Source organism: Dactylosporangium sp. NBC_01737 (genome assembly GCF_035963215.1).
GTDB lineage: Bacteria > Actinomycetota > Actinomycetes > Mycobacteriales > Micromonosporaceae > Dactylosporangium.
In genome coordinates this window covers 9,493,011-9,515,056 of sequence record NZ_CP109153.1, presented here as the reverse complement: position 1 = coordinate 9,515,056, position 22,046 = coordinate 9,493,011, and the positions used below count along the sequence as shown (strand labels likewise).

The window sequence follows — 22,046 nt, the reverse complement described above, 5'->3', positions numbered from 1 at the left end:
CCGCCGCCGCCCCGAATGTGACACCGCCGGGTGCCTACCATGATTCCGTGCACACACTCTCCGACGATTTGCTGCGGCTCGAACCGGGCACGATCGGGTACCACTCGCCGCTGCGGTCAGGCCCGGACGCGGACACGTGGTCGATCACCGTGCCGCTCGCGCCGTTCTCCGCGGCGGACCGTTTCGACCCCGGCACCTTCCGGCCGGGAACCGGCGGGCCGGACGTCATCTCGACCGCGGTCCGCGGTGAGTGCATCGGCCTGCCCGGCGGGGACCTGGACGCGCTGAGCGGGCGCACGTTCGAGTTCCCGGCCAGCCCGTACGACGACGAATACATCGACGCGTCGATCTACCTGTGCGGGGCGCACAACCCGCTCGACGTGACCCGCATCGAGTTCGGCGCCGCCCGCTCGGGACACATCGACGCCGCCCTGCACGTGGTGTTCGACTTCACGCAGGAGAACGTCGAGATCGAGAACCGGCCCGCCGTCCTGCGTGCCGTCCTGCGGTACGAGCGCTTCGACTGAGGATCACGGCCCCGGTGCGGGCGCTGGACGCGCACCACGCCGCCGACGCACAGGACCCTCAGCGGGTGGAGGACCACCAGGTCGACTGGGCCGCGGTGGTGAAGCCGAGCGACTCGTACAGCGGCCGGCCCAGCCGCGACGCCGTCAGCGTCACCGGCAGGTCCGCCAGGGGCGCGAGCGAGCCGAGCATGACGGCGCGGCCCACGCCACGGGAGCGGAACGCCGCCGGGGTGCCGACCCAGTAGTGGCTGCCGAACCCGGCGTCGACGACCGTGACGCACGCCCCGGCGACCGTGCCGTCGATGCGCGCGACGAACACGTCCACCCCTGGCTGCTCGATCAGCGCCATGGGGAACAGCTCGCCGCCGCGGTGCGGCTCGAACCTGGCCAGCTCGAAGCCTCCGATCACGGCCCGCTCGGCCTCGTGCAGGTCGTCCTCGTCGCGGACCCGGTCCACAGGCATCGCCGGAGTCTCGACCGGGCCGGGCGGGCGCAGCATGACCGGCATCTGCCAGGTGCGCATGCCCAGGTGGCTCAGGTCAGTCGCGCTGAACGGGTCCTCGGCGTCGACCGGCCCCGCGGCCCGGCCCGCCAGGTCGGTGATCTCGGCGACCTCGTCGGCGCCGAGCCCCGGCTGCTGGATCAGGATGCGCAGCCCCGCCCGCGCGTCGCCGGCGACGGCGAGGAAGCCGGGGCGGCGGATCACCTCGTGGCCGCGGGCCACGCCGGTCGCGGCCCAGAAGGCGGCGGAGTTGCGGGCCTGCCGCAGCGGCGCCTCGGCCAGGTCGGCCGGGTTCGTTCCGATCGTCATGGTTGCAACGTAGGTCATTGCGTCGTGCCGCGGAGGGCGGCCCAGGCGTCCGCGACGGGACCCACGTGACCGAGTTTGCCGGGGTTGTTGACGGCACGGATGAGCTGGATCCGCCCGTCCAGGACGTCCAGGCTCCACGTGTTGAGGACCCGGCCGTCGCGGTCGCGGAAGATCGCGCCCGGCTGGCCGTTGACCTCGTGCTGCTCCACCTGCGCGCCGATCCCGGCGAACAGGGTGGCGAGCGTCCCGAGTACCCGTGCGACGTGCTCGACACCGGTGAACCGGTCCGCCACTGGCGCCGAGGAACCGGCCGGCGAGCTCCTCGCGTTCGGTCCGGTCGGCGTCGAAGCGGGGCCGGCCCGCGTCCATGTGGCGGCGCGCCCGCACGGCGAGCTGGCGGCACGCCGCCTCCGACCGTCCCACGGCCGCCGCCACCTCCGGGAAGCCGAACGCGAACACCTCCCGCAGCACGAAGACCGCCCGTTCGAGGGGGCTGAGCCGTTCGAGCAGCAGCAGCGCCGCCATCGACACCGAGTCGGCCAGTTCCGCCGAGCGGGCCGGGTCCTGGTACGGGTCGGTCAGCAGCGGCTCGGGGAGCCACGGCCCGGCGTACTCCTCGCGGCGGACCCTGGCCGAGCGCAGCACGTCGATCGAGATGCGGGTGACCACCGCCGACAGGTACGCCTTGGCCGACGCGGGCTGTGCCGGGGACGCGGCGTGGCGCAGCCAGGTCTCCTGGACCGCGTCCTCGGCGTCGCTGACGCTGCCCAGGATCCGGTAGGCGATTGAGAACAGCAGCGGCCTGAGCTGCTCGAACTCCTCGGCCGGGGGCACCGTCACCACGCTACCGGCCCGTCCGCGCCGAAGAAGCCGCCCGTCGGTCCGTCCGTTCCGAGCGTCGCCAGGTGTACGACGACCGCCGCGCCCTGTGCCGGCGTCAGGAACCCGGTGTGGTTGTTGCTGTCGGTGTCGACGAATCCCGGGGCGGCGGCGTTGACGAGGATGCCGTCCTTGCGTAGTTCGTTGGCGTACTGCACGGTCAGCGCGCTCACCGCCGCCTTGGAGGGCGTGTACGCCGCCGACGGCAGTAGCGCCGCGAACGGCCCGTCCGGGTCGCCGGTGAGCGTCAGCGACGCGGCGTGGCTGCTGACGTTGACGATGCGCGACGCCGGCGACCGGCGCAGCAGCGGCAGCATCGCGTTGGTCACCGCGATCACGCCGAAGACGTTGGTCTCGAACACCGCCCGCACCATGTCCAGGTCGACGGCGCTGGGGAGCTGGTCGGTGGCGTCCTGGGGCGAGACCTGCCCGGAGCCGGTGATCCCGGCGTTGTTGACCAGCACGTCGAGGCGGCCGAACCGCTCCCCGATCTGCCTCGCGGCCTCCCGGACGACCGCCCGGTCGGTGACGTCCAGGACGACGGCGTGCGCGTCGCCGCCGGTACCGCGCACCGCCGCGGCCGCCTCCTCACCGCGGCGCGGGTCCCGGGCGCCGATCAGGACCGTCATGCCCAGCGCGGCGAGCTGCTCGGCGGCCGCGCGGCCGATGCCCTTGTTCGCCCCGGTGACCAATGCGATCTTCATGCCCAGCTCCTTGGTTGCTCGTTTTCGTGTCGCACGAGGCTTCGTGTCGCACGAGGCTTCGTGTCGCAATACGAGACGAGACAGCGCCGCCGGCTGTGACATGCGGTCCGTCACAGGATCTCCACGGCGGCGGCACCCGGTCTGCACCGGTCGCCGGTACCGTCGCGGTGGTGCCCTTGACATTCCCGACGCACCCCGCCGCCGTGCTGCCGCTGAAGCTGTGGCGACCGCGCTGGTTCGACGAGATCGCGCTCGTCATCGGGTCGACGGCACCGGACCTCGCGTACGCGCTGGACGGCTCCGGGTTACCGGTGTGGCCGCTGTCGCATCAGGTGCTGGGGCTGGTCGTGTGGTGCCTGCCGGTCACCCTCGCCGCGACATGGCTGATCCGCCGCGTCGCACCGGTGGTCGCCGCCCACCTGCCGGTCTGGCGCCCGCTCGCGCTCGCCGACTACGGCGCACTCGGGCGGGCCCGCCCCGGCTGGCTGGTCGTGACGTCCTCGGCGCTGCTCGGCGCCGCGAGCCACCTGGCACTGGACCGGCTGGAGGCGGTCGCGCCCGTGTCGGAGTACGTGATGCACGTCCTGGGCGCCGCCGGCCTGATCACCGCCGTCGTGGTGATCGGCCGGCAGCGGCTGGTGCGCCGCTGGCACGGAGACCCGCCGCCGGTGCACCGCCGTCTCTGGCTGTTCTGGCCGGTCGCCGTCGGCGTCGCCGCCGCGGCCGCCGCGGCGGTGCCGTTCCTGCCCGCGGCGGCCCTGGTGCACACCAGCCTGGTCCGGCTGATGTGCGCGGCCGCCGCCGGCCTGCTCGTCGGGTCGTTCGCCTGCACGGTGCGGTCCTGGCTGCCGCAGGGCCGCCGCGCGGCCTGCTGACGGCGCCGGGCGTGCAGCGGCGGGTACGCCGACGGCTGTGGAAGAGGAGGCTCAGGTCATCGGCGTCCTCTTCGACCTGCTCGACACGTTCTTGCCGAACGGGAACGAGCTTCGCGGGCGCGCTGAACGGCATGGCCGTCGGCCTCGGCGGCGCGGGCGTGTGGCGCGTCTGGTGGGACCGCCGCGGGTCAGGCGGGGCGGGCGAGGAGCCGGGTGACGAGCGCGGCGAGCAGGGCGGCGCGGTCGCCCATCGCGGCGAGGTCGACCCATTCGCCGTCGGCGTGGGCGTTGCCGCCGACGGGGCCGAGGCCGTCGAGGGTGGGCACGCCCAGGCCGGCGGTGAGGTTGCCGTCGGAGGCGCCGCCGACGGCCGCGCCGGTGAGGGCGGGCAGGCCGAGGTCGGCGGCGACGTCGCAGGCCAGGCGGAACAGCCCGGTCGAGGCGGATGCCGGCAGCGCGGGTCGTTGCCGGTGGCCGCGGACCGTCAGGTGGCTTCCGGGCACGACCGGCCGCAGGGCGTGGATGGCGCGCTCGACGCGGTCGAACTCGGTGTCGTGGAACGCGCGCACGTCCACGGCGAGGCTGGCCGCGGCGGGCACGGTGTTCTCGGTGGTGCCGGCCTGCATGACGGTCGGGGTGACGGTGGTGTCGCCGTGGCCGAGGCCGGCCACGGCGATGGTCTGGTGTGCCAGCTCCACGCCGGCGTTGACGCCGCGGGCCGGGTCCAGGCCGGTGTGCGCGGCGCGGCCGGTGACCTCCAGGCGGTAGCGGGCGATGCCCTTGCGGGCGGTCTTCAGCGCGCCGTCGAGGCTCGGCTCGCAGACCAGCGCCGCCGCCGCGCCCCGGGCGGCGTCTGCGATGAGGGTGCGGGACACGGGCGAGCCGATCTCCTCGTCGGCGTTGACGAGCACGGTGACGCCGTCGAGGGACGGCAGGACCGACAGGGCGTGGAACAGCTGGACGAGGCCGGCCTTCATGTCGAAGCAGCCGGGGCCGGTGGCGGTGTCGCCGGTGACGCTGAACGGCCAGCGGGCCAGGGTGCCGACCGGCCAGACCGTGTCGTGGTGGCCGAGCAGCAGCACCCTTGTCGGGCCGTGCCGCCACAGGAGGTGGTTGCCGGAGCGCTCGGGCGCCGTGCCGATCAGGGCGGTGCCGAGCGCGGTCACCGCGTCCGCGCCGGCCGCCGTGGCGGTGTCGTCGGCGGACGGGGACTCGACGGCGACGAGCGCGGCGAGGTCGTCGGTCATGCGGCCGCGGCGGGCCCGCAGCTGGGGGAGTGACATGCGGTCGGCTCGCTTCCCGGAGACGACATCGTCTAGATTGACTAGACAATCTGTGTGGTCGGTATGATGCTGTGGCCGGCGACGGGCCGGTGTCAAGACCTCGACGGGAAGGTGGCGCGTCGTGGCAGCACCGGGAGGCGCCGCGGCAGCGGCCTACCAGCGCATCGCGGCCACGTTCCGCAACGAGATCCTCTCCGGCGGGCTGCAGGCCGGGGACCGGCTGCCGACGGAGCACGAGATCGCCGACCGGTTCGGGGTGGTGCGCCAGACCGTGCGTGCCGGCCTCGGGGTGCTCGTCACCGAAGGGCTGATCGTGGCCCGGCGCCCTCACGGCTACTTCGTCCGGCAGCGCGAGCACATGATCTACCGGCCGCAGCAGAAGTCGCGCCCGCAGCCGGCCACGCCGCAGATGGACCGCTTCTCGCAGCAGATCGTCGCGGAGGGCCGCACCCCGCACCATGTCATCGAGGTGGCGCTGATCGAGGCGACCCCCGACCTCGCGCAGCGGCTGCAGCTGGAAGCCGGCGCGACGCTGGTCGCCCGGCGCCGGATCCGGTCGATCAACGGCGAGCCGATCAACATCAACGACTCCCACTTCCCGATCGACCTGGTCAAGGACTCCGAGATCATGCTGCCGGCGTACCTGCCGCGCGGCACCGATCAGGTCCTCGCCGAGCTGGGGTACCGGCAGGCCCACGCCATCGACGAGATCTTCGTGCGCATGCCGACGCCCGGCGAGATCCACCGCCTCGACCTGGGCCCCGGCACCCCCGTCGCGGTGCACTACGACACCGGCTACACCGTCGCGGAGCAGCCGGTGCAGTGCGCCGTGAACGTCCTGCCCGGCGACCGCCACAAGATCGTGTTCGAGCGGCACTGGCCGGACGAGCCCGCCGGCCAGGAGGCCGCCGGGGCGGACAGCTCGCCGGTCTCCGCGGCGCCGAGGGCGAGGCGGACGTCGTCGTAGCTTCCGCCGGATGGGAACGGGGTGGCGGGCGGCGCGGCGAGTGATCTTCGGCGTGGTGTGCCGCGGAAGCCGTCCGGGTACAGACGCGGCATGACGCCGGATCGAGGCACGGGAGTATGGCGGGCGCTGCCCTGGCCGCTGCGGTACGCCGCCGCGAGCGCGGGCTGCGCCCTGGTGATCGCCGCCGCGGTGTACCTGCTGCTGCGCCTCGCGGTGCTGGTGGCGCCGCTGACCCTGGCGGTGATCATCGGCCTGCTGCTCACCGCGCTGCTGCAGCCGGTGACCGCGCTGGTGTGCCGCCTCGGCGCGCCCAGGTCGGTCGGCGCGCTCGCCGGCGTGTTCGTGCTGCTGGTGGTGGTGGTCGTGCCGGTGCTGCTGATGTGGCAGGTCGTCGCCCAGCAGGCCGGTGAGCTGCCCGGCCAGCTCGGACAGGGCTGGGAGCGGACCCGCGACTGGCTGGGCGGGGCGTTCGGCGTCAGCGACCGGCAGCTCGACACGGCCGTCGACCAGGCGGGGGAGAAGGTCCGCAAGGCCGTCGCGCCCAATGCGGCGGCGTACGCGATGGGCGCCGTCGAGGCGTTCGGCGCCGCGCTGCTGTCGCTGGTCCTGGTGTTCTTCCTGCTGAAGGACGGCCCGGCGATCGTGACCTGGTCGCGGGGGCTGCTGCCGGCGCACAGCCGCGACCGGTGGAGCGAGGCCGCCGGCAACGGCTGGCGCGCCCTGGCCCGCTACGCCCGCGGCACCGTCGCGGTCGCCGCCATCGACGCCGTCGGCATCGGCGCGGCGCTGCTGGTGATCGGCGTGCCCCTCGCGCTGCCGCTGACGCTGCTGACGTTCGTGGCCGCGTTCGTGCCCGTCCTCGGCGCCACCGTCGCCGGGGTGGTCGCCACCCTGGTCGCCCTCGCCGCCGGCGGCCCGATCGACGCGCTGCTCGTCCTCGCCGCCGTCATCATCGTGCAGCAGGTCGAGGGCAACGTCCTGGAGCCGCTCATCATGGGCAGGGCGCTGCGGCTGCACCCGGCCGTGGTGCTGGTCGCGGTGACCGCGGGCGCCCTCACCGGCGGCGTCGCCGGCGCCATGGTCTCCGTCCCCGTGACCGCGGTGGCGTACCAGGTGACCCGCACCGTGCTGCGGCGCCGCGACGAGCCCGACGCCGGGCACCCCGACGCCGGGCAGCCCGACGCCGAGCAGCCCGACGCCGGGCGGCCGGCCGCCGAGGACACGCCCGAGCATGCAGCGGCCAAGGCGGGCGGCTGAGCGCTACGGTGTCCGACCATGGGCGCGGACGACTGGCTGGCAGACACCCGGACCTCCTACGACACCGTCGCGGAGAGCTACGCCGACTTCGTGCGGGACTCGCTGACCGGCCTGCCGTACCTGCGGGCCGGCCTGGCGCTGTTCGCCGACCTGGTCGGCGGCGACGGGCCGGTCGCGGACGTCGGCTGCGGGCCGGGGCAGGTCACCGCGCACCTGCGCGGGCTGGGCGTCGACGCGTTCGGCATCGACCTGTCCCCGGCGATGATCGACATCGCCCGGCGCGAGCACCCCGGCATCCGCTTCGAGGTGGGCTCCATGACCGACCTGGACCTGCCGGACGCCTCCGCCGCGGGGCTGCTCGCGTTCTGGTCGCTGATCCACGTCCCGGACGGCGACATCCCGGCCGTGTTCGACGGCTTCCGGCGGGTGCTGCGCCCGGGCGCGCCGCTGCTGGTCGGCTTCCACGTCGGCGACGTGTCGCGGCTCAAGACGCAGGGGTACGGCGGGCACCCGATGCGGGTCCACGTCCACCGTCGCCGCCCCGAACGGGTCGCGGCCTGGCTGCGCGACGCGGGCCTGACCGTCGAGGCGCAGCTGCTGCTCGACCCTGACGACGAGGTGCCCGGAGCGATCGTGTTCGCGCGCCGACCCGCGTGATTCTTCCCCGGATGCGGTTTCCCGCGCGCCGGGTGAGGTAATCCGGAGGGTGTGGAGACCTCCTGATGGCTGACGGGTACGAGTTCGTCGTGGTGGCCAACCGGCTGCCGGTGGACCGCACGATCGGCGAGGACGGCGAGCAGCACTGGACCCGCAGCCCCGGCGGGCTGGTCAGCGCACTCGAACCGATCGTGCGCAGCTCCGGCGGCGCATGGGTGGGCTGGACCGGTGCTCCCGACGACGGCACCGGCCCGGAAGAGGCAGACGGGATCCAGCTGCGACCCGTGCCGCTGAGCGCCGAGGACGTCGACCGGTACTACGAGGGCCAGTCCAACTCGACCGTGTGGCCGCTCTTCCACGACCTGGTCGAGCCGCCGGTGCACCGGCGCGAGTGGCGGCAGGCGTACGACTCGGTGAACCGCCGCTTCGCCGAGGCCGCCGCCGAGGTCGCCGCCGACGGTGCCACCGTGTGGGTCCACGACTACCAGCTGCTGCTGGTACCGGCGATGCTGCGGGCAATGCGGCCGGACCTGCGCATCGGCTTCTTCCTGCACATCCCGTTTCCGCCGGTCGAGCTGTTCATGCAGCTGCCCCGGCGCGCGGAGCTGCTGCGCGGACTGCTCGGCGCCGATCTGGTCGGCTTCCAGCGACCCCACGCCGCACAGAACTTCCTCCAGCTCACCGACAGCCTCCTGGGCCTGCAACCGCACGACGACCGGGTCGGGTACGAGGGACGCACCGTCGTCGCGCAGGCGTTCCCGATCTCGATCGACGTGGCCGAGATCGACCGGATCGCCGCCGACCCCGCAGTGCGGCAGGAGGCGGACCGGCTGCAGGCCGAGCTGGGCGGCGACCGGCGGCTCCTGCTCGGTGTGGACCGGCTCGACTACACCAAGGGCATCGAGCAGCGCGTCGAGGCGTTCGGCGAGCTGCTCGCCGAGGGCGTGGTGTCCAACGACGAGGTCGTCCTCGTGCAGGTCGCGACCCCCAGCCGGATGCGCGTCGCGCAGTACCAGCAGCTGCGGGAGCGGGTCGAACGCGAGGTCGGCCGGATCAACGGCGAGTTCGGCGCCGTGGGCCGGGTCCCCGTGCACTACCTGTTCCAGTCGCGCTCACCCGAGGAACTGGTCGCGCTGTACCTGGCCACCGACGTCATGCTCGTCACCCCGCTGCGCGACGGCATGAACCTCGTGGCGAAGGAGTTCGTCGCGGCCCGCCGCGACGAACTCGGCGCGCTGGTGCTCAGCGAGTTCACCGGCGCCGCCGCCGAGCTCGACGACGCGTTCCTGGTCAACCCGCACGACGTCGAGGACCTCAAGCGCGCGATCGTCGCCGCCCTCGAGGCCCCGCCCGATGACCGCACGGTGCGGATGCGGCGGATGCGCGCCCGCGTCCAGGCGCACGACGTCGACCGCTGGGCGCGGCAGTTCCTCGACGCGCTGGCCGGCGCCGGTGAAGGTCACTGACCCTGGGCGACCCGGTCCGGTTCGCGGTGGCGCAGTTCACCGGACAGCTCGCTCAGCGTCGCGTTCGCCCATCGCACGGCCGTCAGGTACAGCGACGCGAGCGCCGCCGGGTCGTCCGTGGCCGGCGCGGGCGGCGGCACGTCCGGGTCCGGCACGACACCCGGCGCGGTGTATGCGCGGACCGCGGCGAGCACCTGCCCGAGCGGGCCGTTGCCGGTGACCAGCGCGTCCGTGAGCGTCTTGTCCAGCGGTACGCCGTTGAGGATGCGGTCGGCCGGCTCGTCGAACAGGTCCGCGACGGCCGACAGCAGCCCGCCGATGTACGCAGGCTCGCCGGGCAGGCCGGCGGCCTCGGCCAGCAGCTGGCAGCATCGGGCCCGGATCAGCAGCCGGCTGAGCTGCTCCGGGTCTGCCTCGGTGATGTCCGCGACCAGCATGAGCGTCACCCACTGGCGCAGGCGGGCCAGGCCGAGCGCCACGACCGCGTCGCGGATCGACGAAACGGTCCGGTTGAGGCCGAACGACGCCGCGTTCGTGGCCCGCAGCAGCCGCAGGCTCAGCCCGGCGTCCTGCCCCACGAGCTCGATGAGCTCGTCGATGTCGACGTCGTCGCCGCTGAGCGCGGCCATGATCCGCAGCCGGGTCAGCCGCGACGGGGCGAGCGCAACGGTCGAACTGACGTGCGGGCGGCCCAGGACGTGCCCCTGGAAGAACTCGAAGCCGAGCGACATCGCCAGGTCGAGCGCCTGCGGCGTCTCCAGGCGTTCGGCGATGAGCTGCAGGTGGCTGTACAACCGGCAGTTGACGACGGTCGCGCGGATGGCGGCCTCGTCCGCGTCCAGCATGTCGATCTTCACGTACGTGGCGACGTCGAGCAGCCGCTCGTGGCTGGTGCCGAACACGAAGTCGTCCAGGGCGATGGTGTACCCCTGCTCGTGCAGCGCGGTGACGCCGGCCAGGACCTCCTCGTCCACGTCCGTCGTCTCCAGCACCTCCAGGACCGCCTGGCTGCAGTCGAACGGCAGCGGCAGTTGCCCGATGAGGAAGTCCCGGGTCAGGTTGATGAAGCAGACCCGGCCGCCGGCGACCTCGTCCAGCCCGAACTCGGTGAACGCGGCGACCAGCACCCTGGCGGTGGCGTGCGCGTCGCGGCGGGAGGCGGTCGAGGCGGTCGCTCCGGCCCTGAACAGCAACTCGTGCGCGACCACCGCCCCGTCGCGATCGTAGATCGGCTGCCGCCCGACGTGGACCACGTGATCGCCGTCAGGCCCTCCCGTTTCCTGGCTCACCTCGTCATGATCGCCCGAAAATCCCCCGATTACCGCAAAACGGAGGAATACGGACCGGCTGTACCACTCATTCGGTGCGCCAGACCCGCTCGCCGTCGTTGAGGTCGGCCGTCGCGGTGAGCCCGGCCCGCGCCGCGACCCCGGCCGAGGCGTGATGATCCGGATGGATGTTGGCGGTGACGACCGGCACCCCCTGCTCGCGCAGCCAGCGGACGAGGCCCGTCGCGGCCTCCCCGGCGTAGCCCCGCCCCTGCCACGGCACGCCGATGATCCAGGCGATCTCGGCGGTCCAGCCGCCGTCGAGGCGGGTCACGGTCGCCTGCACCGTGCCGATCGGCTCCCCGTCCGCTTCGCGGCGCACGATCCAGTTCAGCCAGCACTCGTCGGGGTCGCCCGAGCCGGCCTCGAGCCGCTCGTACCGGCGGCGCAGCTCGATGAGGCCGAGCGGGGCGCCGCCGGTGAACTCGTGCAGGGCCTCGTCGCGCAGCACGCCGGCCATCGCGTCGGCGTCGGAGGCGCGCAGCGGCGTCAGCACCAGCCGCCCGGTGGTGATCGTCGCCGGGTCCACGCCGCACCTCGTCACATCGTTGGGGCCCGCTCCGTCGGACACGGTAGCGGGCCCCTCTTGTCAGCAGTACAGGTTGCCGCCCGCGGGAACGCCCAGGAGCCCGACGAACTGGTTGTAGCTGTTCACGCGGCTCTGCACCTGGGCGGGGTTGGCGCCGTTGCACTCGATGCTGTTGATCGCGCGGATCGTGACGCCGAAGCCCTGGCTGTTCACCATCGCGTTGTGCGAGGTGGTGCCGGCGCCGCCGGTGCCGGTCATCCAGTACCACAGGCCGGTCTGCCACGAGATCGACGAGTTGGTCGCCACGAGGTTCGGGTTGTTGAGCAGGTTGACGCCGAGCGCGTCGCCCGCGGCCTTGTAGTTGAAGTTCCAGCTCAGCTGGATCGGGCCGCGGCCGTAGTACGCGGCCTGCCCGGCGGGGCAGCCGTAGGGCTGGCTGGTGTCGCAGTAGTGCGGGTAGTTGGCGGTGTTGATCTCGTTGATGTACACCAGCCCGCCGGTCTCGTGGCTGACGTTGGCCAGGAACGCGGCGGCCTCCTGGCGTTTGACGGTGTCGCTGCCGGTGGTGGCGAACGCGGGGTATTTCTTCATGGCGTCGGTCAGCCCGGCGTAGGTGTAGAACGAGTTCCGGTTCGGGAACATCTGGTTGAACTGCGCCTCGCTGACCACGAAGCCGCCCCCGCCGCCACCGCCGGTGCCACCGCCCGGGACCGTCCACTTCTGGTTGGCGCCGCCGCCGCAGGTCCAGATCTGCAGTGCCGTGCCGTCGGCCGAGCTCACACCGGTGGCGTCGAGGCACTTGTTGGCCTGAGGGTTGACGATGTCGCGGGCGGCGTTGGCGACCCACTGCTGGGCGCCGGTGCCGTTGCAGTCCCAGAGCTGGACCTTGGCTCCGTCGGCCGTCGAGCCGGCGGAGACGTCGAGGCACTTGCCGAGGGCCCGGATCGTGCCGTCGGTGCCCACGGTCCAGTTCTGCGCGGCGGTGCCGTTGCACGTCCACAGCTGTACCTTGGTGCCGTTCGCGGTGCCGGCGCCGGAGACGTCGACACACTTCCCGCCGTATCCGGTGATCGTGCCGGTGCCCGCCGCGGCGGCGGAGCCCGGGATGAGGACAAAGGTGCCGACGACGACGGCGACCGCCGCGACGAGGACCCGGCGCAGGCGCGCCGATCGTGTTCTGTCCATGATGGAGCTCCTGGGGTGAGGGAGAGGCGGGACATGGACCCTGGTCTCTGTGTGACTTGTTTCATATCGCAAAAAAAGGAAACTGTAAAGAGTCTTTCCTTTAAGTCCGAGAGGGGCGACGGTGGCCCACGGTCCGTACGTCGAGGCGGTCGTGGCAGCGATCGAGACCGCCGGCATCGGCGTCGAACACCATGACGTTGCAACACCGACGATCCGCGTCGCGCGGTCGTCGGCCGGTGTGTTCGCCGGCCATCAGGCATTGACGCTGTTCTGGGACGACCAACTGGGTTGGCGTCTCGGCGTCTTCTACGCCAACGGCAAGGGCGGCTACCACTGGCTGCTGCCGGTGCCCCTGGCCGCAACCCCCGACGAGGTGGTGACGGCGCTGCTGGCCGCGCGATCGGGTGCACCGCTCCCCGAGGTGCCCGACGAGGTGCCACCCACTCGTCACATCCTGGGGCCCCGGTACGTCAGACACGGTGGAGAAGGTTCCAACGGTGCGACAGGAGCGGGACGATGAAGATGAGCAGCATCTCGGGCGTGGTGTGCTACGTCAAGGACCTCGACGCGACGGCGGCGTTCTACGAGCCGCTCGGGTTCCGGCTCAAGCGGGACGCCGGCCAGCTCACCGCCTACGTGAACTGGTTCTGGATCACGTTCCGGCCGCAGCAGGAGGAGGTGCCCGTCCGCGGCGCCGGCACCTACCTGTACATCAAGGTCGAGGACATCCAGGCGTTCTACGAGGGCGTCCAGGCGCTCGGGCTGAAGCCCGCGACCGAGCCCACCAAGAAGGCCGGCATGATCGAGTTCGAGCTGGCCGACCCGGACGGCTACAACCTGGTCTTCTTCTGGAAGAAGTAGGGTTTCGCCCGCTCATGCCGCCGGGGTGAGGCCCGGGCACTCCGCGGGATGATCCGCTGGCGGCATGAGCAATGCGGAGCGGGAGCGGGTCGCGTCCTTCGGGCGGCCGGAGGACGGGCTGCTCGACGCCAGTCCCTGGTACCGGTGGGGCCCGTACCTCAGCGAACGGGCCTGGGGAACGGTGCGGGAGGACTACAGCGGCGGCGGCACGGCGTGGGAGGCGTTCCCGCACGATCACGCGCGGTCCCGGGCGTACCGGTGGAGCGAGGACGGCCTGGCCGGCATCAGCGACGCCGAGCAGCGGCTGTGCTTCGGGCTCGGCCTGTGGAACGGCCGGGACCCGATCCTCAAGGAACGCATCTTCGGCCTCACCGGCAACGAGGGCAACCACGGCGAGGACGCCAAGGAGTACTGGTGGTACCTCGACGCCGTGCCCAGCCACGCCTGGCTGCGCTGGCGATACCACTACCCGCAGCGGGCGTTCCCGTACGAGCAGCTGGCGAGCGAGAACCGGCGCCGGTCGCGGGAGGAGCCGGAGTTCGAGCTGCTGGACACCGGCGCGTTCGACGAGGACCGGTACTGGATCGTCGAGGCCGACTACGCCAAGGCGGACCCGGACGACCTGCGCATCCGGGTCCGGATCACCAACCCCGGACCGGACCCGGAGACCCTGCACGTGCTGCCGACCGTCTGGTTCCGCAACACGTGGTCGTGGTCGCCTGACGGTGGTGCGCGGCCCCGGCTGGCCGCCGCCGGCGACGCCGCGATCGGCGTGGAGCACGAGGCGCTCGGCCCGATGGTGCTGCAGGCCGCGCCCGGGCCGGACGGCGCGATGCCGCGGCAGGTGTACTGCGAGAACGAGACCAACGCGCAGCGGCTCTTCGGCGCCGCGTCCGGCACGCCGTTTCCGAAGGACGGCATCAACGACCACGTGGTGCACGGCGCCGGCACGGTCAACCCGGCGCGGGAGGGCACCAAGGCGGCGTTCTGGTACCAGGTGACGGTCCAGCCCGGCGAGACCGTATCGCTGTCGCTGCGGCTGGCGCCGTCCGCGGACCCGGCCGCCTTCGGGCCCGCGTTCGAGCGGGTGCTTGAGCAGCGGCGGACCGAGGCCGACGCGTTCTACGCGGACCTGACGCCGGCCGGGACCAGCGACGAGGACGCCATGATCATGCGGCAGGGCTTCGCCGGCATGATCTGGGGCAAGCAGTTCTACAACTACGACGTCGCCAAGTGGCTCAACGGCGACCCGGCGCAGCCACCGCCGCCGCCCGGCCGGCAGGTCGGCCGCAACGCCGGCTGGCGGCACCTGGACGCCTCCGACATCATGTCGATGCCCGACCCGTGGGAATACCCGTGGTTCGCCGCGTGGGACTCCGCCTTCCACGCCGTCGCGCTCGCCCACCTCGACCCGGCCTTCGCGAAGTATCAGCTGGTGCTGCTGTGCCGCGAATGGTTCCAGCATCCCAACGGCGCGATCCCCGCCTACGAGTGGGCGTTCGAGGACCTCAACCCGCCGGTGCAGGCGTGGGCCGCCCTGCAGGTCTACGACATCGACGGGCGGCGCGACCTGCAGTTCCTGACCCGGGTCTTCTCGAAGTTGGTGCTGAACTTCACCTGGTGGGTCAACCGCGAGGACGCCGCTGGCAGGAACCTGTTCGAGGGCGGCTTCCTCGGCCTGGACAACATCGGCCCGATCGACCGGTCGCACCTGCCCCCGGGGTACCGGCTGGAGCAGTCCGACGCGACGGCCTGGATGGCGTTCTACTGCCTGAACCTCCTCGAGATGGCGCGCGAGCTGGCCCTGCACAACCCGGCGCTGGACGACCTGGTCGTGAAGTTCCTGGAGCACTTCGCCCTCATCTCCGAGGCGATGCGCACCAACGACCTGTGGAACGAGGAGGACGGCTTCTACTACGACGTGCTGCGCGCCCCCGACGGCACCAGCACCCCGCTGCGGGTCCGCTCCATGGTCGGCGTCATCCCGCTGTTCGCCACGAAGGCGCTGCGGCAGGAGGACTTCGCGCGGGTACGGCGGCTGTCCAAGGGTCTCGCGGAGATGCCGTCGCACCAGGTGCTCAGCGAGGACGGCGACACCGGCCTCGTGGCCGTCGGGGTGGCCGCGCACGGCCGGGCCCGCCGCATCCTGCCGCATCTGTTCGACGAGGAGAGCTTCCTGTCGCCGTATGGGCTGCGCGCCCTGTCCCGGTGGCACGCCACGAACCCGTTCAGCGTGGAGCTGCCGGGCTGGACCGCGAGCGTCAGCTACGAGCCCGCCGAGTCCACCACGGGCATGTTCGGCGGCAACTCCAACTGGCGCGGCCCCATGTGGATCCCGCTGAACTACCTGGTGATGCGCACCCTGGAGGACTACCACGCCAACCTCGGCGACTCGGTGAAGATCGAGTATCCGACCGGGTCCGGGCGGCAGTGCACCGCGGGGGAGATCGCCGAGGATCTCCGGCAGCGGATGCTCTCCTTGTACCGGCGTGGCCCCGACGGCCGGCGACCGGCCTTCGGCTGGGTCGACCGCCTGCAGCACGACCCGAACTGGCGCGACAACCTGCTGTTCTACGAGTACTTCCACGCCGACAACGGCGCCGGTCTCGGGGCGACGCACCAGACCGGCTGGACCGGTCTGCTCGCCGAGATGGTCGCCCGCCCGACGGGAGCCCGCCGGTGATCACCTTCGGCCGCCAGGTGTGCGGCGACCTCGCCCAGTCCTCCACCCGTGAATGGCTGGTGACCGACGGCCTCGGCGGCTACGCCATGGGCACCGTGGCCGGCCTGCGCACCCGCCGGTACCACGGCCTGCTGGCGGTCGCGGCGCCCGGCGGGAGCTCCCGCATGCTCGGCCTGGCCGCCCTCGACCCCGTCGTGCGAGCCGGCGACCGCCTGTTCCGGCTCGCCACCGACGAGTGGGCCGGCGGCACCGTCGCCCCCGTCGGGCACGTCCACCTCGCGGAGTTCCGCCTCGAGGACGGCGTGCCGTGCTGGCGCTGGGACCTCGGCGATGTGGTCCTGCAGCGGGAGATCGCGATGGCGCACGGCCGGTCCGCGGTCGGGGTCGTGTTCCGCGTCCTGCGCGCCCCACGCCCCGTCACGCTCGAACTGACTCCGCTGTGCACCTGGCGCGACGCGCACGGCGAACGCCACGGCGACGGCGAGCCGTGGGTGACCCCGGTCGCCGAGGGCTTCGAGTTCGACGGCGCCTACCGCGTGACCGGCCCGAACTGGCAGCCAGGCGGAGAGTGGTACCGCGGCGTCCACGCCCGCGAGGAGGCCGCCCGCGGGCTGAACCCGGACGAGGACCTCTGGGCCGCAGGCTGGTTCACCGCCTCGCTGTCGCCCGGCGACACGGCGTGTGTCACGGCCGCCGCGGCTCCCTTCGGCGGCGTGCTGCCCGCCGCGACCGATCTCGTCGCCGCGGCCCGCGACCGGGCGCGCTCGCTCGGCCGGGTCTTCGGCTCGACCGACGACGTCGGCCGGCAGCTCGCGGTCGCCGCCGACCAGTTCGTCATCGACACCCCGACGGGCCCGTCGGCCGTGGCCGGCTACCCGTGGTTCGGGGAGTGGTCACGCGACCTGATGACGTCCTTCGAGGGTCTGCTGCTCACCACCAACCGGCACGACGACGCCCGCCGGGTCCTGCTGCGCGCCGGGGCGACGGTGTCGGAGGGAATGCTCGCCAACACCGCCGACACCGGCACCCTGGAGTACAACACCGCCGACGCGGCGCTGTGGTTCCTGCACGCGATCGACCGGTACTCCGCCTTCACCGGCGACCTGGACACTGTCGCCACGCTCGCCGACAGCATGCACTCGGTGCTCGAGCACCATCAGCGCGGCACCCGCTACGGCATCGCCGCCGACCCGGCCGACGGCCTGCTCACCCAGGGCAAGCCCGGCTTCGCCCTCACCTGGATGGACGCCCGCATCGGCGGCGACCCGGTCACCGAACGCCAGGGCAAGGCGGTCGAGATCAACGCCCTGTGGATCGAGGGCCTCGCCGCGACGGCGGCCCTGTTCGACCGCATCGGCCGCCGCAACGACTGGGACGCCGCGGCGTCGCGGGCCGCCACGTCGTTCGCGCGCCGCTTCCCGCGCCCGGACGGCTACGGCCTGTACGACGTCGTCGACGGCCCCGGCGGCGACGACCCGTCGGTGCGGCCGAACCAGCTCCTTGCCGTGGCGTTCCCGCACGTGCCGGCCGCCGACCCGCGGATCGTCGAGGCGTGCCGCGGCGCGCTGCTCACCTCGCTCGGCCCGCGCTCCCTCGCGCCCGGCTCGCCCGGCTACCGTGGCCGGCACCAGGGCGGGTCGGCGGACCGGGACCGCGCCTACCACCAGGGCACCGTCTGGCCGTGGCTCATCGGCCCGTTCGTCGACGCCGCCCAGCGGGTCGGCGCCGACGTCGGTGGAGTGCTCGACGGCCTGGAGCTGCACCTGGGGGAATGGGGCCTGGGCTCGGTGTCGGAGACCGCCGACGGCGACGCGCCGCACGCCGCCACCGGCTGCCCGTTCCAGGCCTGGTCGGTCGCCGAACTGCTCCGCGCCCGCGCCGCCGTGCACGGCTCACCCCGGCCGGTCGGGAAGATCGCGATGCCTGCGTAGCGGGCCGGCCAGCAGGAGAAGGCAGCTCAACGCCAGCCACGTCGCCGCGCACCAGATGGCGGCGCGCACGCCCAGCCAGGTCGCCAGCGCGCCGCCGATCAGTGCCCCCAGCGGCATGGTCCCGAAGTTGAGCAGGTGCATGCTCGCAACGACCCGTCCGAGCAGGTGATGCGGCGTGTACGCCTGCCGCCAGCTGCCTTTGATGACGTTTCCGGCGACCACGCCGGTGCCGATCAGGACCCCACCGGCGACGGCCGCCGTCAGCCCCGGGCCCGGGCCCGTCAGGGGGATGAGCAGCGCCGACGGCATCGCCACGAGCTGGCACACCAGGGTGGCCCGCGCGGTGCCGAACCGCCGGCCCACCATCGGCGCCACGAACGCCCCGATGGCGCCGCCCAGGCTCATCGTCGCAACGACCGCACCGACCGCCGCCGGTCCCAGACCGACGTCGTGGACCAGGAACACCACGAGGATCGACTGGTAGGCAACCAGTCCCAGGTTGCTGACCGCGCCGTACCAGGCGAACAGCCGCAGGAACGGGTCCCGTCCGACGAACCGTATCCCGTCGGCCACCTGCCGCCGCAGCGGTGCCCTCGCCGCAACGCGACGACGCCGGCCTGTGGGCCGGATCGTCACCAGGCACAGGGCCGAAACGAGGAACGTGGCCGCGTCGAACAGCAACGCCCACACCGCGCCCAGCACCCCTGCGATCAGGCCGGCCAGTCCAGGCCCACCGATCTGCGTGATCGCCTCCGTGCCCTGCAGCCGGGCGTTGCCGGCAGGCAGGTCGGCCGGACGCAGCAGGCAGGGCAGGAACACCTGGTACGCGGTCTTGAAGAAGACCCCGGCCACACCGGCCCCGAACGCGACGGCGAACAGGTGCGCCAGGGACAGCACGCCCGCCGCGGCCGCCAGCGGCACGCTCAGATACAGCACCAGCGACACGACGTCGCAACACACCATCAGCGCCCTGGGCGGCAGCCGGTCGACCCAGGCCCCGGCCGGCAACCCGATCAGCAGCCACGGCACCCAGGTGGCGGCCGAGAGCGCGGCGACCTGGAACGCGGTCGCGTCCAGCAGGGTGATCGCCACCAGGGGCAAGGCCACCGAGGTCACGCTGGTGCCGAGGTTGCTGGTCGCCTGGCCGACCCACATCAGCCGGAAGTCACGTGCCCGGCCGGCGTCGCGGACGGGCTGCGGGCCGCCGTGCACCGCGGCGGTCATGGCTTCGCCGGGACACCGTGGGCGAAGAAGAACACCGTTGCGCGCTCGTTGCCGTCGTCGGGAATCGTCCGGGCGGCCCACCGGTCGACGAGGCCTTGCAGCTCCCGTTCGAAGGCGGCGAGCTCGTCGGGGGTCATCGAGAGCCACTTGTCGGTGGAGAACGCCGAGTCGTCCCAGACCGCCCGCTGCTCCTCGGGTGCCGCGTGCCACGCCCGCACGAGCCCGACCTGCCGGTCCAGGTTGATCGACGCGGCGGCACTGGCAACCGCCTGCCCGACCGGGTCGTCGGCGAAGTCCGATTCGGACCAGCGCAGCGCGGCCGATGCGAGCGTCCACCACCGCTCCCGCTTGTCCCGCGCGCGCTCCGGGACCTCGACGATCAGCCCGGCCCCCGCGAGCACCTTCAGGTGATGGCTGACGTTCGCGACGGCCTGCTCGGTGCGCGCGGCCAGGATGCTCGCGGTCGCCGGCCCCTCGACCTTGAGCACGTCCATCAGCCGCCGCCGCAACGGATGCGACGCGGCGGCGAGCACCCGCGAATCGCGGACCTGGGTGACATCCCGGTTCGACATGCCCCAACCATGCCATGCGCAAGAACTCTTGCGCATCATCTCTTGTGTAATGTGCGGCTGCATGATGGCGTTGTGGCAGGAGGGAGCCTTCGATGGTGAGCGATCCGACGATGGCCCGTATCGGCGAGGGTGTGCAACTGCATCATGGTCAAGGGCGTCGCGAGGCCGCGCGCCGCGTGTTTGCCGAGATCTGGGCAGAGATCGGCGGCGAGCAGGGCGACCCGCTGCACGTCTGCGTGCTCGCGCACTCGATGGCCGACGTGCAGGACGACGTCCACGACGAACTGACCTGGGATCAGCGTGCCCTGGCGGCGGCGCACCTGCTGACCGACGATCGGGTGGCCGAGGCCGGGGTGCCGCTGTCCGTGGCAGGTCTGTATCCGTCGCTGCACCTGAACCTGGCGGAGTGCTACCTCCGGCTCGGCGACAGCCGCCGCGCTCGGGAGCACCTCCAACAGGCGCAGGCCGGGATCGGCGCGCTCGGCGACGACGAATACGGCCGGCTGATCAGGAGCGGTCTGGAGCGGCTCACGCAGCAATTGGCTCCCCAGTAGCGACGTACGCGGTCTTCGTCTCGACCGGTGCCGTTGGCGACCGTGAATACTCATTCGGTGTTGCGGGCAATGGACGCGTCATGGATGACGACCGCATCGCCACCACCTGGTCTGCCGTCATGGGTTCGGCGTTGTTCCACACTCCGTCATGAGGCTCGCGGACCTCGATCCAGTCGCGTTCAATCAGGTCCGCCACGACATCGGCGGCGCGGTAACACCGCCGCCGGCAACCACCCGGTGCACCCGGAAGTCACCATGACCGCGCTGATGCCACTGCCGCTCATCGTCGCCCTGTTCCCCCGCCCGCCGGTAGCGGCGAGCGCCCGTTCAGTTGCTGTCGCTGATGATCAGGGCGATCGCCAGGACGACCATCGCGATGCCCAGGTACATGACCTTGCGGCCGTTCATCAGGCCGCCGCCGATCCACAGGGCGACACCGATCGCGCCGATCCACAGAATGGTGCTCACCATCCCCGGACCGTAGCGGAGGGCGCCCTGTGCGCGACAGGACCGATCGGGTCGGCTCGGCCGGCCGAGGGATCAGGTGTCGTAGCGCGGGAGCGTGATGGCGCCGGCGGTGCGGCGGGCCATCGTCGCCGGCAGGTCCCGCAGCCACGGCAGGTGCGGCATCATCCGCATGTTCAGCCGCATGAGCCCGGCCGTGAAGCGGCCGCCGGGCACCATGAACCTGGCCGAGCCGGCGAGCTTCTGGCAACCCTCCACATAGGACCGCATGGTGCGCTCGTACCGGGCGAACGCCGCGGCGTGGTCGGCGCCGGCCGTGGCGAGTTCCCCCGCGAGCACGTACGCCCCGACGACGGCGAGGCCGGTGCCCATGCCCGACAGCGACGACGGGGAGTATCCGGCGTCGCCGAGCAGGGCGATCCGGCCACGTGACCAGCGGTCCATCCTGATCGTGCTGACGGAGTCGAGGTACAGGTCCGGTGCCGTGGCCATCAGGTCGAGCAGCCGGGGCAGCTCCCAGCCGGCCCCGGCGAACGCCTCGCGGATGATGGCCCGGTGCCGCTCGGTGTCGGCCCGATCGTAGGACAGCTGGGGTGAGGCGAAGTACAGCAGCACCCTGGCCTCGGTGTTCTCCCGGGCGCTGTAGACGACGGCGAGGCGCTTGGGCTCGCCGTAGACCAGGCCGCTGTGGTCGAGCGCGAGGTAGTTGGGCGTGGTGAAGATGGCGTAGTGCAGGCCGAGGTAGTTCAGGTACGGCCGCTGCGGCCCGAACGCCAGCGAGCGGACCCGCGAGTGCAGCCCGTCGGCGCCGATCACGAGGTCGAAGGTGCGGGGTGCCGCATGCTCGAACGTCACGTGCACCCCGTCCGCTGTCTCCTGCAGCGCGGTGATCGAGTCGCCGAAGACGTACTCCGTGTCGTTGCGGGTCGCCTCGTGCAGCACGCGGACCAGGTCGCCGCGCAGGACCTCGATGTCGCCGCCGGTCTGCTCAGCCGGCATGCGGGCCAGCCGCTTTCCCCGCGCGTCGACGTACCATGAGTCCCCGGTGCCCGTCCGCGCGCGCTCCACGTCGTCACGGATGCCCATCCTCGCCAGGAGGTCGAGGTGGACGGGTCCGCGGAAGTCCACGGCGTACCCGCCGTCACGCAGGGCCGGGGCCCGCTCGACCACGGTGGGGGTGCGTCCGTGCCGGTGCAGCCAGTAGGCCAAGGCCGGGCCTGCGATACCGGCACCGGAGATCAGAATGTCCTGGGGTTGTCCAGGCGGAAGGGTCATGCCGCAGAGCGTG

At 72.6% G+C, this 22,046-nt stretch carries 22 protein-coding genes and 1 pseudogene; 11 read left to right on the top strand and 12 right to left on the bottom strand.

The features are described 5' to 3' along the window. Positions 1-47 precede the first annotated feature (47 nt). A complete protein-coding gene (locus OHA72_RS43485) occupies positions 48-527 on the top strand; it encodes a hypothetical protein (protein ID WP_327001944.1) in 480 nt (159 codons plus the stop codon). A gap of 58 nt (positions 528-585) precedes the next feature. On the opposite strand, the gene OHA72_RS43480 is transcribed toward OHA72_RS43485, so the two are convergent. From OHA72_RS43480 to OHA72_RS43465, 4 genes and pseudogenes are all read right to left on the bottom strand, one after another. Beyond that, positions 586-1,338 carry a GNAT family N-acetyltransferase gene (locus tag OHA72_RS43480; RefSeq protein WP_327011970.1) on the bottom strand — a complete coding sequence of 251 codons (753 nt, stop codon included), beginning with the start codon at positions 1,336-1,338 and terminating at the stop codon, positions 586-588. Between the two features lie 14 nt (positions 1,339-1,352). Further along, on the bottom strand, positions 1,353-1,631 hold the full coding sequence (locus tag OHA72_RS43475) for a sigma-70 family RNA polymerase sigma factor family protein (RefSeq protein ID WP_327011969.1): 279 nt from the start codon (positions 1,629-1,631) through the stop codon (positions 1,353-1,355). Positions 1,632-1,764: 133 nt separating this feature from the next. Then, positions 1,765-2,172: pseudogene (locus OHA72_RS43470) on the bottom strand (sigma factor); the annotation flags it as partial. Positions 2,173-2,174: 2 nt separating this feature from the next. Continuing rightward, entirely contained in the window at positions 2,175-2,921 is a 747-nt protein-coding gene (locus tag OHA72_RS43465) for an SDR family NAD(P)-dependent oxidoreductase (protein WP_327001943.1), read from the bottom strand. A 170-nt stretch (positions 2,922-3,091) separates the two neighbouring features. Here OHA72_RS43465 and OHA72_RS43460 point away from each other — a divergent pair, with 170 nt between their 5' ends. Beyond that, positions 3,092-3,796: a DUF4184 family protein gene (locus OHA72_RS43460; protein WP_327001942.1), complete on the top strand. Its 705-nt coding sequence runs from the start codon at positions 3,092-3,094 to the stop codon at positions 3,794-3,796. 188 nt (positions 3,797-3,984) lie between these two features. Here OHA72_RS43460 and OHA72_RS43455 read toward each other — a convergent pair whose 3' ends face one another. Then, the gene (locus tag OHA72_RS43455; RefSeq protein WP_327001941.1) at positions 3,985-5,079 is read right to left on the bottom strand and encodes a M20/M25/M40 family metallo-hydrolase; all 1,095 of its coding nucleotides are present in this window, start codon (positions 5,077-5,079) and stop codon (positions 3,985-3,987) included. 121 nt (positions 5,080-5,200) lie between these two features. Between OHA72_RS43455 and OHA72_RS43450 the strand changes: the two genes are divergently transcribed. The 4 genes from OHA72_RS43450 to OHA72_RS43435 all read left to right on the top strand — a co-directional run bounded on the left by OHA72_RS43450 (position 5,201) and on the right by OHA72_RS43435 (position 9,426). Next, positions 5,201-6,046, top strand: coding sequence for a GntR family transcriptional regulator (locus OHA72_RS43450; protein WP_327001940.1), 846 nt, complete (start codon positions 5,201-5,203; stop codon positions 6,044-6,046). A gap of 90 nt (positions 6,047-6,136) precedes the next feature. Beyond that, complete coding sequence (locus OHA72_RS43445) at positions 6,137-7,303, top strand: AI-2E family transporter (RefSeq protein WP_327001939.1); 1,167 nt, start codon at positions 6,137-6,139, stop codon at positions 7,301-7,303. A gap of 18 nt (positions 7,304-7,321) precedes the next feature. Next, positions 7,322-7,960, top strand: a complete 639-nt coding sequence (locus OHA72_RS43440) for a class I SAM-dependent DNA methyltransferase (protein WP_327001938.1) — start codon at positions 7,322-7,324, stop codon at positions 7,958-7,960. Between the two features lie 65 nt (positions 7,961-8,025). Next, positions 8,026-9,426: an alpha,alpha-trehalose-phosphate synthase (UDP-forming) gene (locus OHA72_RS43435; RefSeq protein WP_327001937.1), complete on the top strand. Its 1,401-nt coding sequence runs from the start codon at positions 8,026-8,028 to the stop codon at positions 9,424-9,426. On the opposite strand, the gene OHA72_RS43430 is transcribed toward OHA72_RS43435, so the two are convergent. The 3 genes from OHA72_RS43430 to OHA72_RS43420 form a co-directional block, all read right to left on the bottom strand. Next, on the bottom strand, positions 9,420-10,715 hold the full coding sequence (locus OHA72_RS43430; protein WP_327001936.1) for an EAL and HDOD domain-containing protein: 1,296 nt from the start codon (positions 10,713-10,715) through the stop codon (positions 9,420-9,422). The two genes, OHA72_RS43435 and OHA72_RS43430, sit on opposite strands and share 7 nt — an antisense overlap. Before the next feature lie 67 nt (positions 10,716-10,782). Beyond that, positions 10,783-11,283, bottom strand: a complete 501-nt coding sequence (locus OHA72_RS43425; protein ID WP_327001935.1) for a GNAT family N-acetyltransferase — start codon at positions 11,281-11,283, stop codon at positions 10,783-10,785. A 60-nt stretch (positions 11,284-11,343) separates the two neighbouring features. Further along, positions 11,344-12,468 (bottom strand): glycoside hydrolase family 19 protein, encoded by a 1,125-nt coding sequence (locus OHA72_RS43420; RefSeq protein WP_327001934.1) that lies wholly within the window; start codon positions 12,466-12,468, stop codon positions 11,344-11,346. Positions 12,469-12,589: 121 nt separating this feature from the next. Between OHA72_RS43420 and OHA72_RS43415 the strand changes: the two genes are divergently transcribed. From OHA72_RS43415 to OHA72_RS43400, 4 genes are all read left to right on the top strand, one after another. Beyond that, complete coding sequence (locus OHA72_RS43415) at positions 12,590-12,988, top strand: DUF6292 family protein (protein ID WP_327001933.1); 399 nt, start codon at positions 12,590-12,592, stop codon at positions 12,986-12,988. After that, on the top strand, positions 12,985-13,329 hold the full coding sequence (locus OHA72_RS43410) for a VOC family protein (RefSeq protein ID WP_327001932.1): 345 nt from the start codon (positions 12,985-12,987) through the stop codon (positions 13,327-13,329). The genes OHA72_RS43415 and OHA72_RS43410 overlap by 4 nt, the downstream gene beginning before the upstream one ends. Before the next feature lie 64 nt (positions 13,330-13,393). Further along, on the top strand, positions 13,394-16,012 hold the full coding sequence (locus OHA72_RS43405; protein WP_327001931.1) for an MGH1-like glycoside hydrolase domain-containing protein: 2,619 nt from the start codon (positions 13,394-13,396) through the stop codon (positions 16,010-16,012). Next, on the top strand, positions 16,009-17,943 hold the full coding sequence (locus OHA72_RS43400) for an amylo-alpha-1,6-glucosidase (RefSeq protein ID WP_327001930.1): 1,935 nt from the start codon (positions 16,009-16,011) through the stop codon (positions 17,941-17,943). The genes OHA72_RS43405 and OHA72_RS43400 overlap by 4 nt, the downstream gene beginning before the upstream one ends. Here the strand turns inward: OHA72_RS43400 and OHA72_RS43395 are convergent. Both OHA72_RS43395 and OHA72_RS43390 read right to left on the bottom strand, forming a co-directional pair. After that, complete coding sequence (locus OHA72_RS43395; RefSeq protein ID WP_327001929.1) at positions 17,905-19,167, bottom strand: MFS transporter; 1,263 nt, start codon at positions 19,165-19,167, stop codon at positions 17,905-17,907. The two genes, OHA72_RS43400 and OHA72_RS43395, sit on opposite strands and share 39 nt — an antisense overlap. Next, entirely contained in the window at positions 19,164-19,739 is a 576-nt protein-coding gene (locus OHA72_RS43390) for an ArsR/SmtB family transcription factor (protein ID WP_327001928.1), read from the bottom strand. Before OHA72_RS43390 ends, OHA72_RS43395 begins: the two co-directional genes overlap by 4 nt. Before the next feature lie 92 nt (positions 19,740-19,831). Between OHA72_RS43390 and OHA72_RS43385 the strand changes: the two genes are divergently transcribed. Beyond that, a complete protein-coding gene (locus tag OHA72_RS43385) occupies positions 19,832-20,293 on the top strand; it encodes a hypothetical protein (protein ID WP_327001927.1) in 462 nt (153 codons plus the stop codon). Positions 20,294-20,620: 327 nt separating this feature from the next. Here OHA72_RS43385 and OHA72_RS43380 read toward each other — a convergent pair whose 3' ends face one another. Further along, positions 20,621-20,764, bottom strand: coding sequence for a hypothetical protein (locus OHA72_RS43380; RefSeq protein ID WP_327001926.1), 144 nt, complete (start codon positions 20,762-20,764; stop codon positions 20,621-20,623). Positions 20,765-20,833: 69 nt separating this feature from the next. Next, positions 20,834-22,033, bottom strand: coding sequence for an FAD-dependent monooxygenase (locus tag OHA72_RS43375; RefSeq protein ID WP_327001925.1), 1,200 nt, complete (start codon positions 22,031-22,033; stop codon positions 20,834-20,836). Positions 22,034-22,046 lie beyond the last annotated feature (13 nt).

What these genes read in the sequence shown, in the direction of transcription:
- OHA72_RS43480 (WP_327011970.1), bottom strand. Translation starts at nt 1,338, where the DNA reads ATGACGATCGGAACGAACCCGGCCGACCTGGCCGAGGCGCCGCTGCGG.
- OHA72_RS43465 (WP_327001943.1), bottom strand. Translation starts at nt 2,921, where the DNA reads ATGAAGATCGCATTGGTCACCGGGGCGAACAAGGGCATCGGCCGCGCG.
- OHA72_RS43455 (WP_327001941.1), bottom strand. Translation starts at nt 5,079, where the DNA reads ATGTCACTCCCCCAGCTGCGGGCCCGCCGCGGCCGCATGACCGACGAC.
- OHA72_RS43445 (WP_327001939.1), top strand. Translation starts at nt 6,137, where the DNA reads ATGACGCCGGATCGAGGCACGGGAGTATGGCGGGCGCTGCCCTGGCCG.
- OHA72_RS43440 (WP_327001938.1), top strand. Translation starts at nt 7,322, where the DNA reads ATGGGCGCGGACGACTGGCTGGCAGACACCCGGACCTCCTACGACACC.
- OHA72_RS43435 (WP_327001937.1), top strand. Translation starts at nt 8,026, where the DNA reads ATGGCTGACGGGTACGAGTTCGTCGTGGTGGCCAACCGGCTGCCGGTG.
- OHA72_RS43420 (WP_327001934.1), bottom strand. Translation starts at nt 12,468, where the DNA reads ATGGACAGAACACGATCGGCGCGCCTGCGCCGGGTCCTCGTCGCGGCG.
- OHA72_RS43410 (WP_327001932.1), top strand. Translation starts at nt 12,985, where the DNA reads ATGAAGATGAGCAGCATCTCGGGCGTGGTGTGCTACGTCAAGGACCTC.
- OHA72_RS43405 (WP_327001931.1), top strand. Translation starts at nt 13,394, where the DNA reads ATGAGCAATGCGGAGCGGGAGCGGGTCGCGTCCTTCGGGCGGCCGGAG.
- OHA72_RS43395 (WP_327001929.1), bottom strand. Translation starts at nt 19,167, where the DNA reads ATGACCGCCGCGGTGCACGGCGGCCCGCAGCCCGTCCGCGACGCCGGC.
- OHA72_RS43390 (WP_327001928.1), bottom strand. Translation starts at nt 19,739, where the DNA reads ATGTCGAACCGGGATGTCACCCAGGTCCGCGATTCGCGGGTGCTCGCC.
- OHA72_RS43385 (WP_327001927.1), top strand. Translation starts at nt 19,832, where the DNA reads ATGGTGAGCGATCCGACGATGGCCCGTATCGGCGAGGGTGTGCAACTG.
- OHA72_RS43380 (WP_327001926.1), bottom strand. Translation starts at nt 20,764, where the DNA reads ATGGTGAGCACCATTCTGTGGATCGGCGCGATCGGTGTCGCCCTGTGG.
- OHA72_RS43375 (WP_327001925.1), bottom strand. Translation starts at nt 22,033, where the DNA reads ATGACCCTTCCGCCTGGACAACCCCAGGACATTCTGATCTCCGGTGCC.